At 42.1% G+C, this 17,716-nt stretch carries 16 protein-coding genes; 8 read left to right on the forward strand and 8 right to left on the reverse strand.

Translation table 11 applies throughout. From position 1 onward, the window contains the following. Positions 1-35 precede the first annotated feature (35 nt). From J2Z48_RS06970 to J2Z48_RS06985, 4 genes are all read right to left on the reverse strand, one after another. Positions 36-575, reverse strand: a complete 540-nt coding sequence (locus J2Z48_RS06970; RefSeq protein ID WP_307252144.1) for a hypothetical protein — start codon at positions 573-575, stop codon at positions 36-38. A 184-nt stretch (positions 576-759) separates the two neighbouring features. Beyond that, positions 760-1,461 carry a TraR/DksA C4-type zinc finger protein gene (locus tag J2Z48_RS06975; RefSeq protein WP_307252146.1) on the reverse strand — a complete coding sequence of 234 codons (702 nt, stop codon included), beginning with the start codon at positions 1,459-1,461 and terminating at the stop codon, positions 760-762. A 72-nt stretch (positions 1,462-1,533) separates the two neighbouring features. Then, positions 1,534-2,202: a permease prefix domain 1-containing protein gene (locus tag J2Z48_RS06980; protein ID WP_307252148.1), complete on the reverse strand. Its 669-nt coding sequence runs from the start codon at positions 2,200-2,202 to the stop codon at positions 1,534-1,536. Then, a complete protein-coding gene (locus tag J2Z48_RS06985) occupies positions 2,186-2,542 on the reverse strand; it encodes a PadR family transcriptional regulator (RefSeq protein WP_307252150.1) in 357 nt (118 codons plus the stop codon). Before J2Z48_RS06985 ends, J2Z48_RS06980 begins: the two co-directional genes overlap by 17 nt. A gap of 189 nt (positions 2,543-2,731) precedes the next feature. On the opposite strand from J2Z48_RS06985, the gene J2Z48_RS06990 reads away from it, so the two are divergent. Continuing rightward, positions 2,732-3,670 (forward strand): pyridoxal-phosphate dependent enzyme, encoded by a 939-nt coding sequence (locus tag J2Z48_RS06990; RefSeq protein ID WP_307252151.1) that lies wholly within the window; start codon positions 2,732-2,734, stop codon positions 3,668-3,670. A gap of 94 nt (positions 3,671-3,764) precedes the next feature. Here J2Z48_RS06990 and J2Z48_RS06995 read toward each other — a convergent pair whose 3' ends face one another. The 4 genes from J2Z48_RS06995 to J2Z48_RS07010 all read right to left on the reverse strand — a co-directional run bounded on the left by J2Z48_RS06995 (position 3,765) and on the right by J2Z48_RS07010 (position 7,891). Next, positions 3,765-4,904 carry a Ger(x)C family spore germination protein gene (locus J2Z48_RS06995; protein WP_307252153.1) on the reverse strand — a complete coding sequence of 380 codons (1,140 nt, stop codon included), beginning with the start codon at positions 4,902-4,904 and terminating at the stop codon, positions 3,765-3,767. After that, positions 4,901-6,430: a spore germination protein gene (locus J2Z48_RS07000; protein WP_307252154.1), complete on the reverse strand. Its 1,530-nt coding sequence runs from the start codon at positions 6,428-6,430 to the stop codon at positions 4,901-4,903. The genes J2Z48_RS06995 and J2Z48_RS07000 overlap by 4 nt, the downstream gene beginning before the upstream one ends. A 6-nt stretch (positions 6,431-6,436) precedes the next feature. Further along, positions 6,437-7,540, reverse strand: coding sequence for a GerAB/ArcD/ProY family transporter (locus tag J2Z48_RS07005; RefSeq protein WP_307252155.1), 1,104 nt, complete (start codon positions 7,538-7,540; stop codon positions 6,437-6,439). Between the two features lie 123 nt (positions 7,541-7,663). After that, a complete protein-coding gene (locus J2Z48_RS07010) occupies positions 7,664-7,891 on the reverse strand; it encodes a hypothetical protein (protein WP_307252156.1) in 228 nt (75 codons plus the stop codon). A 398-nt stretch (positions 7,892-8,289) separates the two neighbouring features. On the opposite strand from J2Z48_RS07010, the gene tig reads away from it, so the two are divergent. The 7 genes from tig (at position 8,290) to yihA (ending at position 17,670) form a co-directional block, all read left to right on the forward strand. Continuing rightward, entirely contained in the window at positions 8,290-9,582 is a 1,293-nt protein-coding gene (gene tig, locus J2Z48_RS07015) for a trigger factor (protein ID WP_307252275.1), read from the forward strand. An 83-nt stretch (positions 9,583-9,665) separates the two neighbouring features. After that, the gene (gene clpP, locus J2Z48_RS07020) at positions 9,666-10,244 is read left to right on the forward strand and encodes an ATP-dependent Clp endopeptidase proteolytic subunit ClpP (protein ID WP_307252157.1); all 579 of its coding nucleotides are present in this window, start codon (positions 9,666-9,668) and stop codon (positions 10,242-10,244) included. A 22-nt stretch (positions 10,245-10,266) separates the two neighbouring features. Then, positions 10,267-11,535 carry an ATP-dependent protease ATP-binding subunit ClpX gene (gene clpX / locus J2Z48_RS07025; protein WP_307252158.1) on the forward strand — a complete coding sequence of 423 codons (1,269 nt, stop codon included), beginning with the start codon at positions 10,267-10,269 and terminating at the stop codon, positions 11,533-11,535. 152 nt (positions 11,536-11,687) lie between these two features. Beyond that, the gene (locus J2Z48_RS07030; protein WP_307252159.1) at positions 11,688-12,827 is read left to right on the forward strand and encodes a lipid II:glycine glycyltransferase FemX; all 1,140 of its coding nucleotides are present in this window, start codon (positions 11,688-11,690) and stop codon (positions 12,825-12,827) included. Positions 12,828-12,888: 61 nt separating this feature from the next. Further along, positions 12,889-14,571 carry an ATP-dependent protease LonB gene (gene lonB, locus J2Z48_RS07035; protein ID WP_307252160.1) on the forward strand — a complete coding sequence of 561 codons (1,683 nt, stop codon included), beginning with the start codon at positions 12,889-12,891 and terminating at the stop codon, positions 14,569-14,571. 158 nt (positions 14,572-14,729) lie between these two features. After that, positions 14,730-17,066, forward strand: coding sequence for an endopeptidase La (gene lon, locus J2Z48_RS07040; RefSeq protein WP_307252161.1), 2,337 nt, complete (start codon positions 14,730-14,732; stop codon positions 17,064-17,066). Beyond that, complete coding sequence (gene yihA, locus J2Z48_RS07045) at positions 17,053-17,670, forward strand: ribosome biogenesis GTP-binding protein YihA/YsxC (RefSeq protein WP_307252162.1); 618 nt, start codon at positions 17,053-17,055, stop codon at positions 17,668-17,670. Before lon ends, yihA begins: the two co-directional genes overlap by 14 nt. The last annotated feature ends 46 nt before the right edge of the window (positions 17,671-17,716 follow it).

Raw genomic sequence — 17,716 nt, forward strand, 5'->3', positions numbered from 1 at the left:
ACCACTTCAAAATGGTGAGTCGTTGTCCACTAACCTTATTTTTTTGCTGCAGGCTCTTCGTCTTTAAACTTTATATAGTCAATCGTGATCGTACCCGTAATTTTACCTTCGATCCCCGTCAGCTTATTAGCATTTAGGTAGGTTAATTTACCTGGTCTTACCACCACGATATATTCTTTCGTTTCTCCATTTCCTACCATATAATTCGGAGAAAGATTAATAACGGATTTTGGTTCTTTTGTTACTTCTCTGAACATTTGCCAACGAGAAGCCTTCCGTGTGCCTACGTCTAAATGGCTTGTTGTAATTCTAAGACGAACTGGGAACGGATCCTCAGAGCCATTTGGATTCTTTGGTGTAAAGAAAGCCAATGGTTTACTATTAGTTGAATCCAAAAAATAGTTTTCAGTTACCGCATTCGATATCACGGTATATTCATCTGCTTTAGGATCTTGGGAGAGAGAAGCTGTCGCCGTGTTGGTAGCAGCATAGGTTGACGAAGGAAGAGTCAGCCCCATTCCAGTGAACATTCCGCTACAAGCGATTAATCCTGCTATAAAACGTTTTGCTTTCATGTATCATCCACTCCTGTATAAGTTAACAAACAGGATTGATGATAACATGGTTGAGTGTAGGTTCATACTACAGTTACTTGCAAATGTTTTCATTAGCTAGGTCTATTCCCCCTGACCATGTTTGGTTTGGCTCCAAAAATGGTCAGGGGGAATGTGGGCTTTAATTCATGGAGTAGGAGCTTTCCTACATCCATTCATCATCATATCCAGCTTCTTCTTGTTCCAGCTTACGATAGGCATCGTTGTGAGTGATCTCGGCAAATCCGGTTACGTGTCCCGTGATATCGGTAATTGCGACTGCTTCGACTAAATCGACATATCCGCGTTGTTCATCGTTGTTTACATATAGACTGTTGTAATCTTCTCCATTTCGAAAGAAATCGGGTGGGTTGGATGTACCGTATTGTTCGACTGCTTGCCATGCGTCTTCTCCGTCAAAGGCGTTATAGTCAGTCTGATCTAAAAATGTATGCTCGGGTGAGTGAAGTACTTGTTCTTCGATAGGTCGACGGATGGAGGAATGTTGCTCAGGCTGGTGTTCGACACAATATTTGGTCCATGGAACGGCTTCTAAACGTTCAAACGGAATCTCTTGATGGCATACGGCGCACTGACCGTAATCTCCGGATTCTAGGCGTGATAAGGCATTTTGGATATCTTGCAAATGGTGCTCGTCCATATCATGTAAGCTTAAGTCTTTGGATCGCTCAAATAGCTCTGATCCCAGATCGGCTGGATGATTGTCATAACCGGATAATTCACCGATTGATTCATTCATTGAATTTTCTAATCCGTAGTGCTCATGCTCTTCGAATCGCTTTTGTAATTCTAACTGTTCTTGTTCTAGAAGCCCTTGAAGTTGTTTTTTCTGTTGGTTGTTTATCATATCAAAAAACCTTCCCTCACACTTGTTAGGATTAGAATGTGCGAAGGAAGGCAAAAGCATGTAATTTGTACCTTATTTATTTTCTTTCAGGCGACTTTTTTCGGTAAGCATTAGGTACAAGTACATACCTACTCCAATTAGTACAAAGACCATACAAGCAGCAATGGCGACATATACTTTTCTGGTACTACTGTAGCTAAAAGCGGATGTAAAAAAACCGAATATAATGGTACTGATGGCAACTGTATAAAGCAATGCACGGATTTTGTTCATAGCAAATCGGGATTGGGTTTCTCTTGTGAGCACGCTATAGGTGATGAGCGATATCCCAAGCATAATGAATAGGAAGCCAGAACCTACTACGACATTAAGTGGACGGCTCATAAAAAACACCATTGCAGAGTTACAAAAACCAAAAATCGTTAATAGTACTCCTATCACAATTCCCATGGTGGAAACTCGCTCTTGCGATCGGGAATAAATAGATTGTTTGACTGGATCTTCTCCATATTGGCGCATTTCTTCAGCTAAACTACTTAAATTCCCCATTGAAACGATAGCCTCCTGAAAAGCTTCCTCTTCTTCTTTACCATTTTTGATTAAATCCATTGACCGCTCTTTTAGATTCATAAATAACTCTTCTTTAGTCTCAAAGAGGTGTTGTGTCTCTTTGATCTCTTCAAATTGGCGATCTAGGTATTCCTGTATCTTATGATCGAGTGTTTTATTTCGAATCTTCAAGATCAATCACTCCTTCGATTAATTGATTTAAAATTTCCTTGGCTATGTTCCACTCATCTTTGCTTTGTTTATGAAAATCTCTACCGGAATCTGTAATTCGGTAATATTTCCGCCTGCCGCCTTGTGTTTCATCACCCCAATAGGAGCTTATATATCCGTCCTGCTCTAATCTTCGAAAGGCGGAGTATAGCGTTGCTTCCTTTAGTTCGTATCTATGATCGCTAAGCTGGATGATCTTTTGATAAATCTCATATCCGTAACTATCCCCTTGCTGAAGCACATTTAAAATGATGGTACTTGTATGGCCTCGAATCAGATCCGTTGATATTGTTTTACCCATAGTTATTCACCTCGCGATATACAATGTAACACACATATATATGTCTGTCAAAGTAATTTCTCTAACATGTATATGTGTAAGAGACATCTTATCTTAGTTTGTCAACAAGATAAGATGAATATAAATTCATTCCCCTTTCGATTCGGTTCAGATAAAATAATAAATAAATCTACCAAAGGAGCGGGTCGAATGAATAAATCGATCATTTTCCACGACATTATTGATGCAGTCGAACGACTCCGTGGAGTAGCCAATCGTACCCCTGTACTAACTTCTAGAGTGTTAAATGAATTATCTCGGCAACAAGTCTATTTAAAATGTGAAAATTTCCAACGAGGTGGAGCCTTTAAATTTCGAGGTGCTTATAATGCGTTAAGTAAATTATCAGAGGAGGAAAAAAAGCGAGGTGTGATTGCGTTTTCTTCAGGGAATCATGCACAGGGAGTAGCTCTTGCGTGTAAAATCCTTGATGTACAAGCGACCATTGTGATGCCAAATGATACCCCTGATATAAAAATAGAGGCTGTGCAAAATTACGGAGGGAATGTGCTCTTTTTTGATCGTCATAAGGAAAGCCGAGAAGTGATTGCATCTCAGTATTCGGAGGAACACGGGATGGCGATTATCCCGCCGTTTGATCATCCTGATGTTATTGCAGGAGCTGGAACAGCAGCCTATGAGTTAATGCAGGAGCATCCGTTTCTAGAGCATTTGGTTACCCCTGTAGGTGGTGGAGGGCTGATATCGGGGACAGCTCTTGCAGGAAAAGGCATGAACCCACGTGTGAAGATTCATGGTGTGGAGCCTGAAGGGGCCGATGATGTAAGGATGTCGATGCTTCAAGGGGAAAGGGTTCGAATCGATCCACCCAATACGATCGCAGATGGACTTAGAACCCAGCAGGTAGGGGAGAGGAATTTCCCGATTATCCAGCAGATGGTTCACGAAGTGGTGACGGTATCGGAAGAGGAGATCGAAGTTGCGATGCGATTTGCGATGATTCGTTTAAAGATCGTTATCGAGCCATCAAGCGCAGTTGCTTTGGCTGCTGTTATGTTCCGCAAATTTCAGATAGAGAAAGGAAGTTGTATTGGAGTCATTCTCAGTGGTGGGAATGTAGAATTATAAGAGGCGGGATGTAACCAATATAAAAAGACGGATTCCCTAAAGGAGTCCGTCTTTTATATCTGATAGAGTGGAATCCATCGGGCAGATACGTGCCCTATTCTAATGAAGGGATCAGATGCAACTGATTGGTGTAATGGAGATCGATTTTTGCTTCCATAGAATGAATGGAGTCTTTGGTTAGTGGGAGCTTTCCATTCTGTGCAATTTTTTTCCATGACTTTACGTCTGATCGGTACAGCTTTTCAGAAAGTCGATAAATATCTGTATCAAACTTCATCGATTCCTTGTAGGTTAGCATGACTTCTTCTTCTACTTTGTTGGCGATCTCTTTATTTAAAAAATCAAGATCTACTTTTTGATAGAGTGCACTTACAACGGCCGTTCCCTTGATTTTAATATCAAATTGTACTTGGTTTCCTTTGACAGATGGAACGATATCTGTGTCTAGCTTTTGGACGATAATGGATGCGGCTGGCTTTCCATCTTTGTGTATGGAAATCTGTCCACGTTTGGTTTTATTGGTTAGCCATCTAAGCCCAACTCCTTCGTCCTCGGTTAAAAATCCTTTATACCCATGATTTGTGATAATGGTAACCCCGTGAAGGCGAATACCAGATGTAACTTCTTCTTTCTCTTCAATCCGATTCGGCGTAATGCTAACCGTCGGGATAATTGCCTCATGTCCCGGTTCATCTAGTTTAATAATCACTTCTCGCATGGTAACGGGCTTCACAAATGAGCCCTGCTCAAAGATCGTTTTGGGATTATCTAAACTAGATGGATAATTGGATGCTACGAGAAGATCCCTAATAGGTGCATGGCTAACATAAAACCATAGATGGTAACGAATTTCCACGAAACGGTCCAGCATGTCTACAAGCTCCTGTTGCCCTCCATGCTTGATAGCCGATTCTGTCATAATGACAAAAGAGAGATGACCCCAAAATATTTTTCGATCACTTGATTTATAGACATTAAAAACGGCCTCATCCACGTCTCGTCCTTCTCCCCAGATGATCTCCCCGTGGGGGCTGGAGGGACGGGCTTGATCTGATTTTCCAGACGTTCCGAGATCAAACAGTTGGGAGTAGACGGTATAAACGCCATCTTTAAAATCAACACCCAGCCCGTTGGCATATACCATTTGCTCAGGCTCATTTAGATCCCAACAACCCGTAAGTGTTAGTGGGAATAACAAGAGGAGAACCATCATGAGACATAATTTCTTTTTCATCCTTTGTCGCTTCCTTTTCTTGTCGGGTCTTTGGGGCTAAACTCCTGTGGACGACTAATGTATTTATTGGTGGGGAGACGGAATAACGATTTCATGAAATGAGAAAAGCTCGCCCGAGTCGCGATGTCTAAATAAGGATAGCCAAACGTTTGTAGACTGGCCAAGTAAATCAAAATGAAGAAGAACGAAAGGCAGAAGCCAAATAAACCAAAAATGGATGCCAAGATGAGAGAAAGAACGCGTAAGATGCTGATTGCACCGATGATAGACTGGTTCACAAGAGTAAAGGTAGCTATGGTCGAAACGGCGATGACGACTACGGTTACGGGGCTCGTTAGACCTGCTTGAATGGCGGCATCGCCGATGATAAGTCCACCTACTACACTTAATGTTTGACCGATCGCAATCGGAAGTCGTAAGCCAGCTTCACGAAATAATTCAAACAAAATCAACATCAAGAGAGCTTCTAGTGGGATAGGTAAGGGGACTCCCATTCGTGACTCAATAATAGTGGTCAATAAGGCAAAAGGAATTTGGTTTTGATGGAATCCGGTTACAGCTACCCAAAATGATGGGAGAAGTGTGGCTATGAAAACTCCTATAAATCGAAGAAATCTTGCTAAGGAACTGTATATAGCTGTGTATTCGCTATCCTCTGCTGTTTTTAACTGTAATAAGATATTAGATGGAATAATGATGGCATACGCAACACCATCGAGCAGGATCACAACTCTCCCGCTCAAAAGGGATTGAACGACAAAATCTGGTCTACCCGTATAGTTATGGAGTGGGAAGAGATTCCCGTTATCTTCGATTAACTCCATAAGCTGATTTCCACCATAAATGGCATCAATATCGATTGCATCAATTTTTTTTCGGATGTTTTCGAGTAAATCTGGATTAGCGATATCATCCATGTATAGAAGAGAGATCGTTGTTTTACTACGCCTTCCCACTTCGAAAAATTCGACACACATGGAATTGGTTTTGAGGCGTTTGCGAACGAGTGCGATATTGGTCGTGAGATCTTCAATAAAGTTATCACGTGGCCCCTTAATCGTTACTTCCATTTTGCTTTCTTCAGGGTTACGTTGCGGTTGTTTCGATAGATTAGTCGAAAAAAGGTAATCTGTATTTTCAAAGTAGAGTAGTGATTTCCCAGAAAATACCTCAGATATGACTTCACTAGCAAGGTGGACTTCTTGAACATTGGGTACATGTAACGCTTCTTGTATAAGAGAATCCGTAATTTCGTCGTGAGGTTCTAGTGTATGTAAAAATTGATTGATGCGATCTAGTAACAGCTGATTTACTTTATCTTGATCCACCATGCCGGAGCAAAAGATGAGTAGAATCCGTTGAGCAGGTTCTCTAAATTGATACTCTTGAAAGTGAACATCGGGACATTTCTGAAATAGTTTACGTAAGGTGCTTTCATTAAGGGGCTCTTGTTTTGGATGGGAGTCCGTTAATAGATCGCTAAGGGCTTTATTTTTGGTTTGCTTTTTTCTAAAACTAAATTTCATATGAAATCACCCCTGAGCTTTCTTCTTAGACTTTTTACTACCCAGCCATACACTTACCCCTAATATAAGAGAGATTGAAAAAAAGATATAAGCTGTTAAGGGAAGAAATAGTATTTTTTCCCATTTGTAAAATATAGTATCGCTTGCTCCTATGCAAACGAGAATCGTGGAAAGTGTGATGACGCCAAGCATGATATATTTTCGTGTGGTTTTCTTTTGCAGTGGGAAAAGCTCTGAAATGATAATCAGGTATAAGGAGATCCGGATAAAGGCCCCTGATAGCCACTGATAAATAGATAAAAAGTCAAGGTGCCCAATGAATTCCGAAAGCTGAACAAGTCCCCACTCTTCAAATGCTGGGTATCGTAGGCGTGCTGCTTCCTTCGGGCCAAACTCAATGATCGCTCCCATAAGAGGTCCGATTGCTAAGGAAGATAGGAGGACGATATTCCACGCAAGGTGTTTGTATTTTAATGGTTTTTTGACCTTATGTTGAAGCAAAATAAAGATAACCATTTCGACTATGCCAGAAGCTGGATAGACCGTTCCTTTTAAAACGGGTCTTATTCCATTTTCTAAAAAAGGCATGAGTAATGAGTAGTTTTTTACTTGTAGGTTACTAATGCTGACGAAAAAACCGAATGCAACAATGGCAAAGATCAGCACAAAATTGACGACGGCGAGAGTTCGTAGTCCTTTGAGAGCTAAGTAAAAAGAGGTAGTTGCCAATATCACTGTAAGGAAATAATTAGGTGTGGATGGGAGGTAGGATATACTAGTCCAAACAATGGTATCGTTCAAGGCAAAAGAGACAATGGACATACATTCGAGCAGAATAAGGGTTGAAATGATATAGGTAGGGATTTTTCCGATATGACTTCTCAGCCAAAGGAACAATGATTGGTTTTGATCTTGTGTTTTTTTATGTATATACAGTAATAGAGGTGCCCATAGCAAAGCTACAGCAAGGATGATGATAGGAGTCATCCAAGAGTCTCTGCCTGCTGTTTGAATGAGTGGTGGGATTACAAGGACATGACTTTTGAATCCAATTGCGACGAGACCTATCATGGACATATGAACGATAGAAATGGAATTTTGGCGATCCATGCACGACATCTCCTCATTAGATGATGCCTTTATCATTTGTTAAAATGGTAAATTTTATTTATATACATAAAAAACCTTCGATTTCGGATGTACCGATCGAAGGTTTTTTATGTATGTATCGTTCTATTTTGTTTCATCTACTAATTTTTGAATGTCACGTAGTTCTTGTTCAATGTGAAGTAATTGCTTCATTAGATCTTTGTTTCCTGTTTCATCTTTTACATATAATTGTACGCTTGTTCCAAAGCTTTGATCGATGAGAGCTAAAGCATGCTTAATCTTTTCATGGATTTTCTCTTTTGAATCACCCTTGGATAGAGTTTGTTGTACGGATTGAGTGGGTTGTATCATGATTTCCTCCTCAGGCTCATCTTGTAGAAGAGTGAGCTCTAAATCTACTGTTTCGAAGTTAGAAGTTGGTTTGCTGGATGGGCGTTTAATGGGAATCACTCCTTTTTAACCAGATTATCTACTTAATTCATATGCATTCATTATACTATTAAGTGAGAGGTTTTCGGAGTGAAAATTTTTCGAAATTCGATCAAGGGTCATTAGAGTAGCTCTGCCTTCTCAGGGCTTGGTTTCTGTAGTAGAATAGATTCACTATGAGAGAGTAGGGAGTTCGCCATCAGATTCTGTTGCAAAAAAGGGGTTTTGTGCCATATAATATAGTGGTTGCGTTGCATACAGAAGCGGCATGCCAAGGAAAAGTGATTCCTTACTTAATAGATTGCAGGAGGTTGCTAATGATGAAAGCAAGTTTTGAAAAAGTAGAAGCAAATAAGGTAGTACTTACGGTAGAAGTAGATTCTACAAAGGTTGCAGAAGGTCTGGACCAAGCTTTTAAAAAAGTAGTAAAGAAAGCGAATGTACCTGGATTCCGTAAAGGGAAGGTGCCTCGTGCTCTGTTCGAACAACGTTTTGGTGTAGAATCTCTCTATCAAGATGCACTTGATATTTTATTGCCAGAAGCGTATGAAGCAGCAGTAGCAGAAACAGGAATTGAACCAGTAGATCGTCCAGAGGTGGATATCGAACAATTGGAGCAAGGCCAAGCCCTTATCTTCAAAGCAACAGTTGTTGTGAAACCAGAAGTAAAACTAGGCGACTACAAAGGTCTTGAAGTAGCAGAAAAAGACTTCTCTGTAAAAGCTGAAGCGGTAACAGAAGAATTGACTCGTATGCAAAAACAACAAGCGGTTTGGGAGCCAGTTGAAGAAGGCACTGTAGCACAAGGCGACCGTACAGTTATTGACTTTGAAGGCTTTGTGGATGGTGTGGCTTTCGAAGGTGGTAAAGGGGAGCAATACTCTCTTGATATCGGTTCAAACTCTTTCATCCCAGGCTTCGAAGATCAAGTTGTGGGCATGGGTCTTGGTGAAGAAAAGGATGTTGAAGTTACATTCCCAGAAGAGTATCATGCAGTTGATCTAGCTGGAAAAGCAGCTACTTTCCGCGTGAAACTACATGAAATGAAACGCCAAAACTTACCAGAGTTGAACGATGACTTTGCACAAGATGTAAGCGACTTCGAAACACTTGCTGAATTACAAGCAGATGTAGAGAAAAACATGGCTGATCGTGCTGAGAAGGATAAAGAAAACTATATCCGTACTTCGGTAGTAGACTTAGCTTCTGAAAACGCAGAAGTAGAAGTTCCATCTGTTATGGTTGACGGTGAAGTGGATCAAATGCTTCGTAACTTCGAACAAAATCTTTCCTACCAAGGATTGAATTTGGAGCTCTACACTCAGTTCACTGGACAATCCGTAGAGACATTGAAAGAGCAATTTAAAGCGGATGCTGAGAAGAAAGTACGTGCTGATCTTGTTGTAGAAGCAGTAGCAAAAGCTGAAAATATCGAAGTAAGTGAAGAAGATATCGATCAAGAAATTGCAATCATGGCTGAAGAAATGAAGCGTGATGCAGCAGAAATCCGTACACTTTTAGAAGCTCAAGGTAGCATCGAACAAGTTCGCTCGCAGTTGCGTTTGAAGAAAGCTGTGGACCTACTTGTATTGAACAGCAAAGTTACGGCATAATGGAATTAGGGAGAGGAAAACAAGGCGCAGTGCATACGTGCCTTGTTTTCTAAATAAGAATACATATAAGAGAGGTGGACACTGTGCCTGTCGTACCGATGGTTGTAGAACAATCGAACCGTGGTGAACGTTCGTATGACATATACTCTCGTCTCCTCAAAGATCGCATTGTCTTTTTGGGTACGGAGATTGACGACGATGTATCAAATCTGGTAGTAGCTCAACTCCTATTTTTAGCAGCAGAAGATCCAGAAAAAGATATTCATTTGTACATAAACTCTCCTGGTGGTTCGATAACCGCTGGAATGGCAATTTTTGACACGATGAACTTCATCAAGCCCGATGTATCTACGATGTGCATTGGACTAGCGGCAAGTATGGGTGCATTTCTTCTCACAGCTGGAGCAAAAGGAAAACGTTTTGCTCTCCCGAATAGTGAAGTGATGATTCATCAGCCTCTTGGTGGAGCGCGTGGTCAAGCTTCAGACATAAAGATTCATGCAGACTGGATTTTGCGTTCACGGAGACAAATTAACCAGATCTTGTCGGTTCAAACCGGACAACCAATCGAACGAATCGCACGGGATACCGACCGCGATTACTTCATGGATGCTCAAGAAGCCAAAGAGTATGGCTTGGTAGACGAGGTAATCACCCGGTAATCATCAGAAAGGGGTGATCTGGATGTTTAAGTTTAACGAAGAAAAAGGACAGCTAAAGTGCTCCTTTTGTGGGAAATCTCAGGATCAAGTTCGTAAGCTGGTAGCAGGTCCAGGTGTTTATATCTGCGATGAGTGTATCGAGCTTTGTAATGAGATTGTAGAGGAAGAGCTTGGAAGTGAAGAAGAAGTTGACCTCAAGAATCTTCCGAAGCCCCTCGAAATTCGTGAGATTCTAGATCAATACGTAATTGGGCAAGATCAAGCGAAGAAGGCGCTCTCTGTAGCGGTTTATAACCATTACAAGCGAGTAAATAGTTCTCAAAAGTCAGATGATGTAGAGCTATCAAAGAGTAACATTCTGATGATCGGGCCTACAGGTAGCGGAAAAACTTTGCTAGCTCAAACATTGGCTCGTATTCTCAATGTGCCTTTTGCGATTGCGGATGCAACTTCACTTACGGAAGCAGGGTATGTTGGGGAAGATGTGGAAAATATCTTACTCAAGTTAATTCAAGCTGCTGACTATGATGTGGAGAAGGCAGAACGAGGGATTATCTACATAGATGAGATTGATAAAGTTGCTCGTAAGTCTGAAAATCCTTCCATTACACGTGATGTGTCGGGTGAAGGTGTTCAGCAGGCACTTTTGAAGATTTTAGAAGGTACAGTTGCTAGCGTACCTCCACAAGGTGGTCGGAAGCATCCTCATCAGGAGTTCATCCAGATTGACACAAGCAATGTGTTATTTATTTGTGGTGGTGCTTTCGATGGCTTAGAGCAAATCATTAAGCGTCGGATCGGGAAAAAAGTAATCGGCTTTGGAACAGATCAAGAGAAAGTAGAAGATTTGAAGCCAGGTGAATACTTGCGTTTATCCCTTCCGGAGGATCTATTAAAGTTCGGACTCATCCCTGAGTTTGTCGGTCGCTTGCCGATGATCTCTACCTTAGAGCCGCTAGACGAAGGTGCTTTGGTTCAAATTTTAACAGAGCCTAAAAATGCTTTAGTGAAGCAGTACGCGAAGCTACTAGAGCTAGATCAGGTGAAATTAGAGTTTGATCAAGACGCACTTCAGGCCATCGCAGAAGAAGCGATTAAGCGGAAAACAGGTGCGCGAGGTCTTCGGGCTATCATCGAATCGATCATGCTTGATGTGATGTTCGAATTACCTTCTCGCGAAGATGTTGAGAAGTGTACGATCACAAAAGAGACGGTTATCGATAAGACGAAGCCTACCTTATACACCGTTAAAGATGGGAAGTCTAGCAAGAAAAAAGAAGAAAGTGCATAACGTATGTGATAGAAGCATCTGCCTTTAGGTGGGTGCTTTCTTTCTGACATCTTTCTTTTTTTTTATGTTAAAATAGTTTACATAAATATAGATAGTTCACTAATTAGCAAATGAATCTATAAAAGTTATCCTCTTTGAAAGGACGGTACCTCGTGTTGTTGAAGATTTCGTTAGTCGATCGGAAGCGATTTGTGAAGTTTGCAGATAGTCATCCTTATCGGAACTTTTTACAGTATCCATCATGGGCTGATTTAAAGACAGAGATGAGATGGTCGAGTGAATTGTTGGGATGGTATTCGAAAGACGCGCATCTGGTAGGTGCTGCTGTAGTCTTATATCGGAAAGTTCCTGGAATCAATAAATATTTAGCATACATACCTCGCGGACCACTGATTGATTGGTTTTCACAGGATTATAAGTTAGAGGATTGGTTTGCTCCCTTATTTACACACTTAAAAAGTCGACATGTTTTTAGTGTGAAGATGGACCCACCTTTAATTAAGCGAACCTGGTCAAGTCACTCCATTAAAGAAGGAATATTCGAGTACCAAACCCATGGCATAAAAAACAAACGATTTACAGACTTGGTTTCGGACACCACTTTTAACAGTGTTGAATTTATCCAACAAGAGTTAAATGAAATGGGATGGCAACAAAACACAGTTGTTGATAGTTTTGATTCGGTTCAACCACAATATGTGTTTCGTTTGCGGTTGTCCGGAAAGTCATTGGACGACCTGTTCTCCGAATTCGATCCGCTTTGGCAGAAGAAAATTAATCAAGCTGAGTGGGAAGGGGTAGAAGTACGAGTTGGAACGGAACAAGATTTTGAAGATTTCTACCATCTTCTAGCACATACGGCACAACAAGAACAGACGCAGGCAAGACAAAGTACATATTTTGAAAAGATGTTTCGAGCACTTCGGCAGGAGTGTCCCGAACGGATTCGTCTCTATATGGCAGTTCAAGATAAACAATTACTAGCTGCGTGTTTAGCGATTCATGTAAGAGGACATACGGAAGAAATATATAGCGCCAAATTAGGGAAGTCAGATCATCCTGCGAGTTATTTGTTGCGTTGGAAGATGATTGCAGATAGCTATGAACGAGGCGATCAAATGTATGATTTCCGAGGAATTAGCACGAAGCTCAACGATAAAGATCCTCTATTTGAAATGTTACGTTTCCGATTAGGGTATGCAGGTGATGCATGTGAACTGATGGGTGAGTGGGATTATCCAGTAATACCAATGCTTCACTGGGCTTTTGATATGTATATGAAAAAAAGGTAAATATCCCTTTCCTTCCACGGTCATACTAACTGTATGTAAAACAGGGAAGGAATGGACGAGTATGAGTTTTACTGCTTTGCTGATGGTATTACAAATTGTGTTTTCAATTATTATTGGTGTTTATTTTTGGAACTTGTTACGGAATCAACAAACGAGCAAAAGTGCGGTTGATCGTGAATCACGAAAAGAACTGGAGAAATTAGCAAAACTACGTAGATTGAAGCTTACGGTTCCGCTTGCAGAGAAGACAAGACCGGCTAGTTTGGAAGAGATAGTGGGGCAAACAGATGGAATAAAAGCGCTCAAGGCGGCTATTTGCGGACCGAATCCTCAACATGTCATTATTTATGGACCTCCAGGGATAGGAAAGACGGCTGCTGCACGTGTGATATTGGAAGCAGCGAAGGGACTTGCCTGCTCTCCGTTTGGAGAACAATCTAAATTTGTGGAGATGGATGCGACTACTGCTCGTTTTGACGAGCGAGGAATTGCTGATCCACTAATCGGTAGTGTGCATGATCCGATTTATCAAGGTGCAGGAGCCATGGGGATGGCAGGGATTCCACAGCCTAAACCAGGTGCGGTGACGAAAGCCCATGGCGGATTATTGTTTATTGATGAAATTGGGGAGCTTCATCCGATTCAAATGAATAAGCTATTGAAGGTATTAGAAGATCGCAAGGTATTTTTAGAAAGTGCTTACTATAGCTCAGAAGACTCAAACACACCGAGCCACATCCATGATATTTTTCAAAATGGGTTACCAGCTGATTTTCGACTGATTGGAGCAACGACTCGTACACCTCAAGAGATTCCGGCTGCAATTCGTTCCCGTTGTGTGGAAATATTTTTCCGTCCTCTGCTTGCTGGCGAGATTGAACGAGTGGCAACGCAAGCATTGGAGCGGGTCTGCTTCGCATATCATCCAGATGCGGTTCAAGTGATTACTCGTTATGCTATGAATGGGCGGGATGCAGTCAATCTGGTGCAAACGGCAGTTAGTGTCGCGATGACAGAGGGTCGTGGTATGATTACAAAGGCAGATGTGGAGTGGGTGGTTCATAGTAGCCAGTTAAGCCCGCGCCCAGACGGTAGGATGCCTGAATTCTCGAAAGTGGGATTGGCAACGGGTCTTGCGGTGCATGGACCGAATATGGGACTGATCTTAGAAGTGGAAGTTACTTCTACTCCTGTGGCTCCGGGAGAAAAGGGTTCGCTTCAAATTACAGGTGTAGTGGACGAAGAAGAAATGGGCGGTGGCGGAAGAACCATAAGGCGTAAAAGTATGGCCCGTGGTTCGGTAGAAAATGTCATTACGGTTTTGCGAAGCACCGATATTAATCCGGATGAATACCATCTTCATATTAACTTTCCAGGTGGAACGCCCATCGATGGTCCATCGGCGGGTATCACTATCGCCACGGCGATTTACTCAGCCGTTAAGGAAATTCCAATTAGTAACGAAGTAGCCATGACGGGAGAGATCTCGATTCATGGGAAGGTAAAACCAATTGGCGGTGTGATCGCGAAAGTTGAAGCAGCGATGCATGCAGGGGCGAAGAAAGTAATCATTCCTCTGGAGAATATGCAGGATATTTTAGAGAGAATGGAAGGGGTTGAGGTAATCCCTGTCCAACTCTTAGAAGAAGTGTTCCAGCATGCGCTTCAGCCAGTTGTCCAAGAAGAAACGGAATCCTTGATTCTGCCCAATCCTCAAGGGATCTGGACAACGTCTGCCTTTTAAGAAGATAGGTCGCTTTTTTGGATGAATGGGGTATAAAGTCGGTGCTAAGAAATACTCGGGAGTACCGGCTTTTGCTTTGTCATAGACAAAAGAAATCGAATAGGATAAAATCGTACAAAGTTTGGTGCCTTGTACAGACAGCAAGTGGAGGTGCATTTATGGCTGGAAAAGAAGAGGAACGTAACCTGCCGCTTCTACCACTCCGAGGATTACTGGTATATCCAAGTATGGTAATTCATTTGGACGTGGGAAGGGAGAAATCGATCCAAGCTTTAGAGCAGGCTATGGTGGAAGATAGTCAAATCCTCCTGATTACACAAAAGGATGCTCAATTAGAGGACCCTACTCGCGAGGATCTTTATGATATTGGTACTGTTGCCAAAGTTAGACAGATGTTGAAGCTACCGAATGGTACTATTCGTGTGTTAGTTGAAGGATTAGAACGGGCTCGACTGATGAGTTTGGAAGATGAAGATGAGTATTTACAGGCATCGGTCATCACCATAGAGGACGAGGTAGAAGAAAGTGTTGATTTACAAGCACTTATGAGATCGGTTCTCGATTATTTTGAACAATACTTACGTCTAACAAAGAAAATATCGGCCGAGACCCATTCGGTTGTATCAGATATCGAAGAACCAGGCCGCTTGGCTGATTTGGTTGCTTCACACCTTCCAATTCGGATGGCTGATAAACAAGAAATCTTACAAGAAGCCAATGTGAAGGCTCGTTTAGAGAAATTGCTTGGATTCCTCCATAATGAAAAAGAAGTTCTTGAATTAGAGAAAAAAATAAGTAGTCGTGTAAAACGTCAAATGGAGAAAACGCAAAAAGAATATTATCTCCGTGAGCAGATGAAAGCGATTCAAAAAGAACTAGGTGAAAAAGAAGGCCGCGCTGGGGAAATTGAAGAGCTTCGTGACCAGATGGAAGAAGCCGATCTTCCTCCTGACGTTCTAGAAAAAGTGGAGAAGGAATTAGATCGACTCGAAAAAATTCCTACTTCTTCGGCAGAAGGCGGAGTGATTCGCACTTATATCGAATGGTTATTGGATGTCCCATGGAATTCATTTACAGAAGATGATTTGGACTTGTTAAAAGCAGAAAAAGTGCTAGATGAAGATCATTATGGCTTAGAAAAAGTGAAGGAACGCGTTTTAGAGTACCTAGCTGTTCAAAAGATGGTGAATGAGATGAAGGGGCCGATCCTTTGTCTAGTTGGACCACCTGGGGTAGGGAAAACGTCGCTCGCTCGCTCTGTAGCCAGAGCTCTAGACCGCAAATTTGTCCGTATATCCTTAGGCGGAGTTCGTGATGAAGCGGAGATTCGTGGACATCGTCGTACTTACGTAGGGGCCATGCCGGGTCGGATCATTCAAGGGATGAAGACAGCAGGTTCTAGCAATCCTGTGTTTCTTCTGGATGAGATTGATAAGATGGCTATGGACTTCCGTGGAGATCCAGGTGCCGCTTTACTAGAAGTACTGGATCCACATCAAAATTCTACTTTTAGTGATCATTATTTGGAAGTTCCTTATGACTTATCCAAAGTGATGTTTATCACAACAGCCAATTCAATCAGTACGATTCCAAGACCTTTATTAGATCGGATGGAGCTTATTACGATTTCCGGCTATACAGAGGTGGAAAAAGAGCAGATTGCGAAAAAATATTTATATCCGAAACAATTGAAAGACCACGGACTATCCCGAGAGAAGTTACAACTTCATGGTGATACCATTATAAAGCTGATTCGTAACTATACGAGAGAAGCTGGCGTGCGCAATTTAGAGCGGACGGTGGGTACGCTTTGTCGTAAGGCTGCGAAGCAACTTGTAGCGGGTGAGAAGAAGAAAGTGGTCATCACACCTAAAAATTTGGAACAGTATCTGGGAACAGAGAGATTCCGTTTTGGCCGAGCAGAAGATGCAGACCAAGTGGGCGTCGCAACGGGTCTTGCCTGGACAGAAGTCGGTGGCGATACATTGGCAGTAGAGGTTTCGTTATATCCAGGAAAAGGGCGTCTCACTCTGACCGGTCAATTAGGCGATGTGATGAAGGAATCCGCTCAAGCTGCCTTTAGCTACATCCGCTCACGATCGAACGAGCTAGGTGTGGAAGCTGATTTTCATGAGAAGAATGATATTCATATTCATGTGCCGGAAGGAGCGACTCCGAAAGATGGTCCGTCTGCAGGTATTACAATGGCGACTGCTTTGGTTTCTGCTTTGACCAATATCCCGGTTTCACGATTTGTGGCGATGACGGGTGAAGTGACTTTGCGTGGGCGGGTGCTACCGATTGGTGGATTGAAAGAGAAGGCCCTAGGTGCACACCGAGCGGGCATGACCCATATCATCATTCCAAAAGATAATGAAAAAGATATTGCCGAAATACCAGAGAGCGTTAAGAAAGGGTTAACGTTTACTGCGGTTTCACACATGGATGAAGTGTTGAAAATCGCGCTTGTGAGGGATCCTAATGAAGATAATTGAAGTGAATTTTATAACAAGTGGAGTTAAATTAAGTCAATATCCAGAAGACGCCCTGCCAGAAATTGCTCTGGCTGGGCGTTCCAACGTTGGTAAATCATCTTTGATCAATGCCATGATTAATCGAAAGAAAATGGCTCATACCAGCTCGAAACCAGGGAAGACACAAACGATTAATTTTTTCTCGGTGAATAATAAGGTGATGTTTGCAGATGTACCTGGCTATGGATATGCTAAAGTTTCCAAGGTACAGCGTGCTGCATGGGGACGAATGTTGGAGTCTTATTTCACTAAGCGTGAGCCGTTACGATCGGTTATCCAGATCGTTGATTTACGCCATGCTCCATCGCAGGATGATGTCTCGATGTATCGATTTTTAAAGCATCATAATATCCCTGTTATCATTGTTGCGACGAAAGCGGACAAGATTACCAAGGGTCATTGGCAGAAGCATTTGAAAGTAGTTAAGCAAACGTTGAATGTTTTGCCGAGTGATCCGGTGATTCTTTTCTCTTCGGAGACGAAGGTGGGGAGAGATGAGCTTTGGGGAGAGATTATGAGGCGTGTGAGTGATGGTGAGGATGTAGGGATTGGGTCTGTTGATTAATTAAGCTAGGTATGGATGTCCCGGGGCATGTATCTGACCACAGCTC

The organism is Croceifilum oryzae (assembly GCF_030814315.1).
GTDB lineage: Bacteria > Bacillota > Bacilli > Thermoactinomycetales > Thermoactinomycetaceae > Baia > Baia oryzae.

What these genes read in the sequence shown, in the direction of transcription:
- J2Z48_RS06970 (WP_307252144.1), bottom strand. Translation starts at nt 575, where the DNA reads ATGAAAGCAAAACGTTTTATAGCAGGATTAATCGCTTGTAGCGGAATG.
- tig (WP_307252275.1), top strand. Translation starts at nt 8,290, where the DNA reads ATGAAAGCAAGTTTTGAAAAAGTAGAAGCAAATAAGGTAGTACTTACG.
- J2Z48_RS06990 (WP_307252151.1), top strand. Translation starts at nt 2,732, where the DNA reads ATGAATAAATCGATCATTTTCCACGACATTATTGATGCAGTCGAACGA.
- J2Z48_RS06975 (WP_307252146.1), bottom strand. Translation starts at nt 1,461, where the DNA reads ATGATAAACAACCAACAGAAAAAACAACTTCAAGGGCTTCTAGAACAA.
- lonB (WP_307252160.1), top strand. Translation starts at nt 12,889, where the DNA reads ATGAGTTTTACTGCTTTGCTGATGGTATTACAAATTGTGTTTTCAATT.
- J2Z48_RS07000 (WP_307252154.1), bottom strand. Translation starts at nt 6,430, where the DNA reads ATGAAATTTAGTTTTAGAAAAAAGCAAACCAAAAATAAAGCCCTTAGC.
- clpX (WP_307252158.1), top strand. Translation starts at nt 10,267, where the DNA reads ATGTTTAAGTTTAACGAAGAAAAAGGACAGCTAAAGTGCTCCTTTTGT.
- lon (WP_307252161.1), top strand. Translation starts at nt 14,730, where the DNA reads ATGGCTGGAAAAGAAGAGGAACGTAACCTGCCGCTTCTACCACTCCGA.
- J2Z48_RS07010 (WP_307252156.1), bottom strand. Translation starts at nt 7,891, where the DNA reads ATGATACAACCCACTCAATCCGTACAACAAACTCTATCCAAGGGTGAT.
- J2Z48_RS06995 (WP_307252153.1), bottom strand. Translation starts at nt 4,904, where the DNA reads ATGAAAAAGAAATTATGTCTCATGATGGTTCTCCTCTTGTTATTCCCA.
- yihA (WP_307252162.1), top strand. Translation starts at nt 17,053, where the DNA reads ATGAAGATAATTGAAGTGAATTTTATAACAAGTGGAGTTAAATTAAGT.
- J2Z48_RS06985 (WP_307252150.1), bottom strand. Translation starts at nt 2,542, where the DNA reads ATGGGTAAAACAATATCAACGGATCTGATTCGAGGCCATACAAGTACC.
- J2Z48_RS07005 (WP_307252155.1), bottom strand. Translation starts at nt 7,540, where the DNA reads ATGGATCGCCAAAATTCCATTTCTATCGTTCATATGTCCATGATAGGT.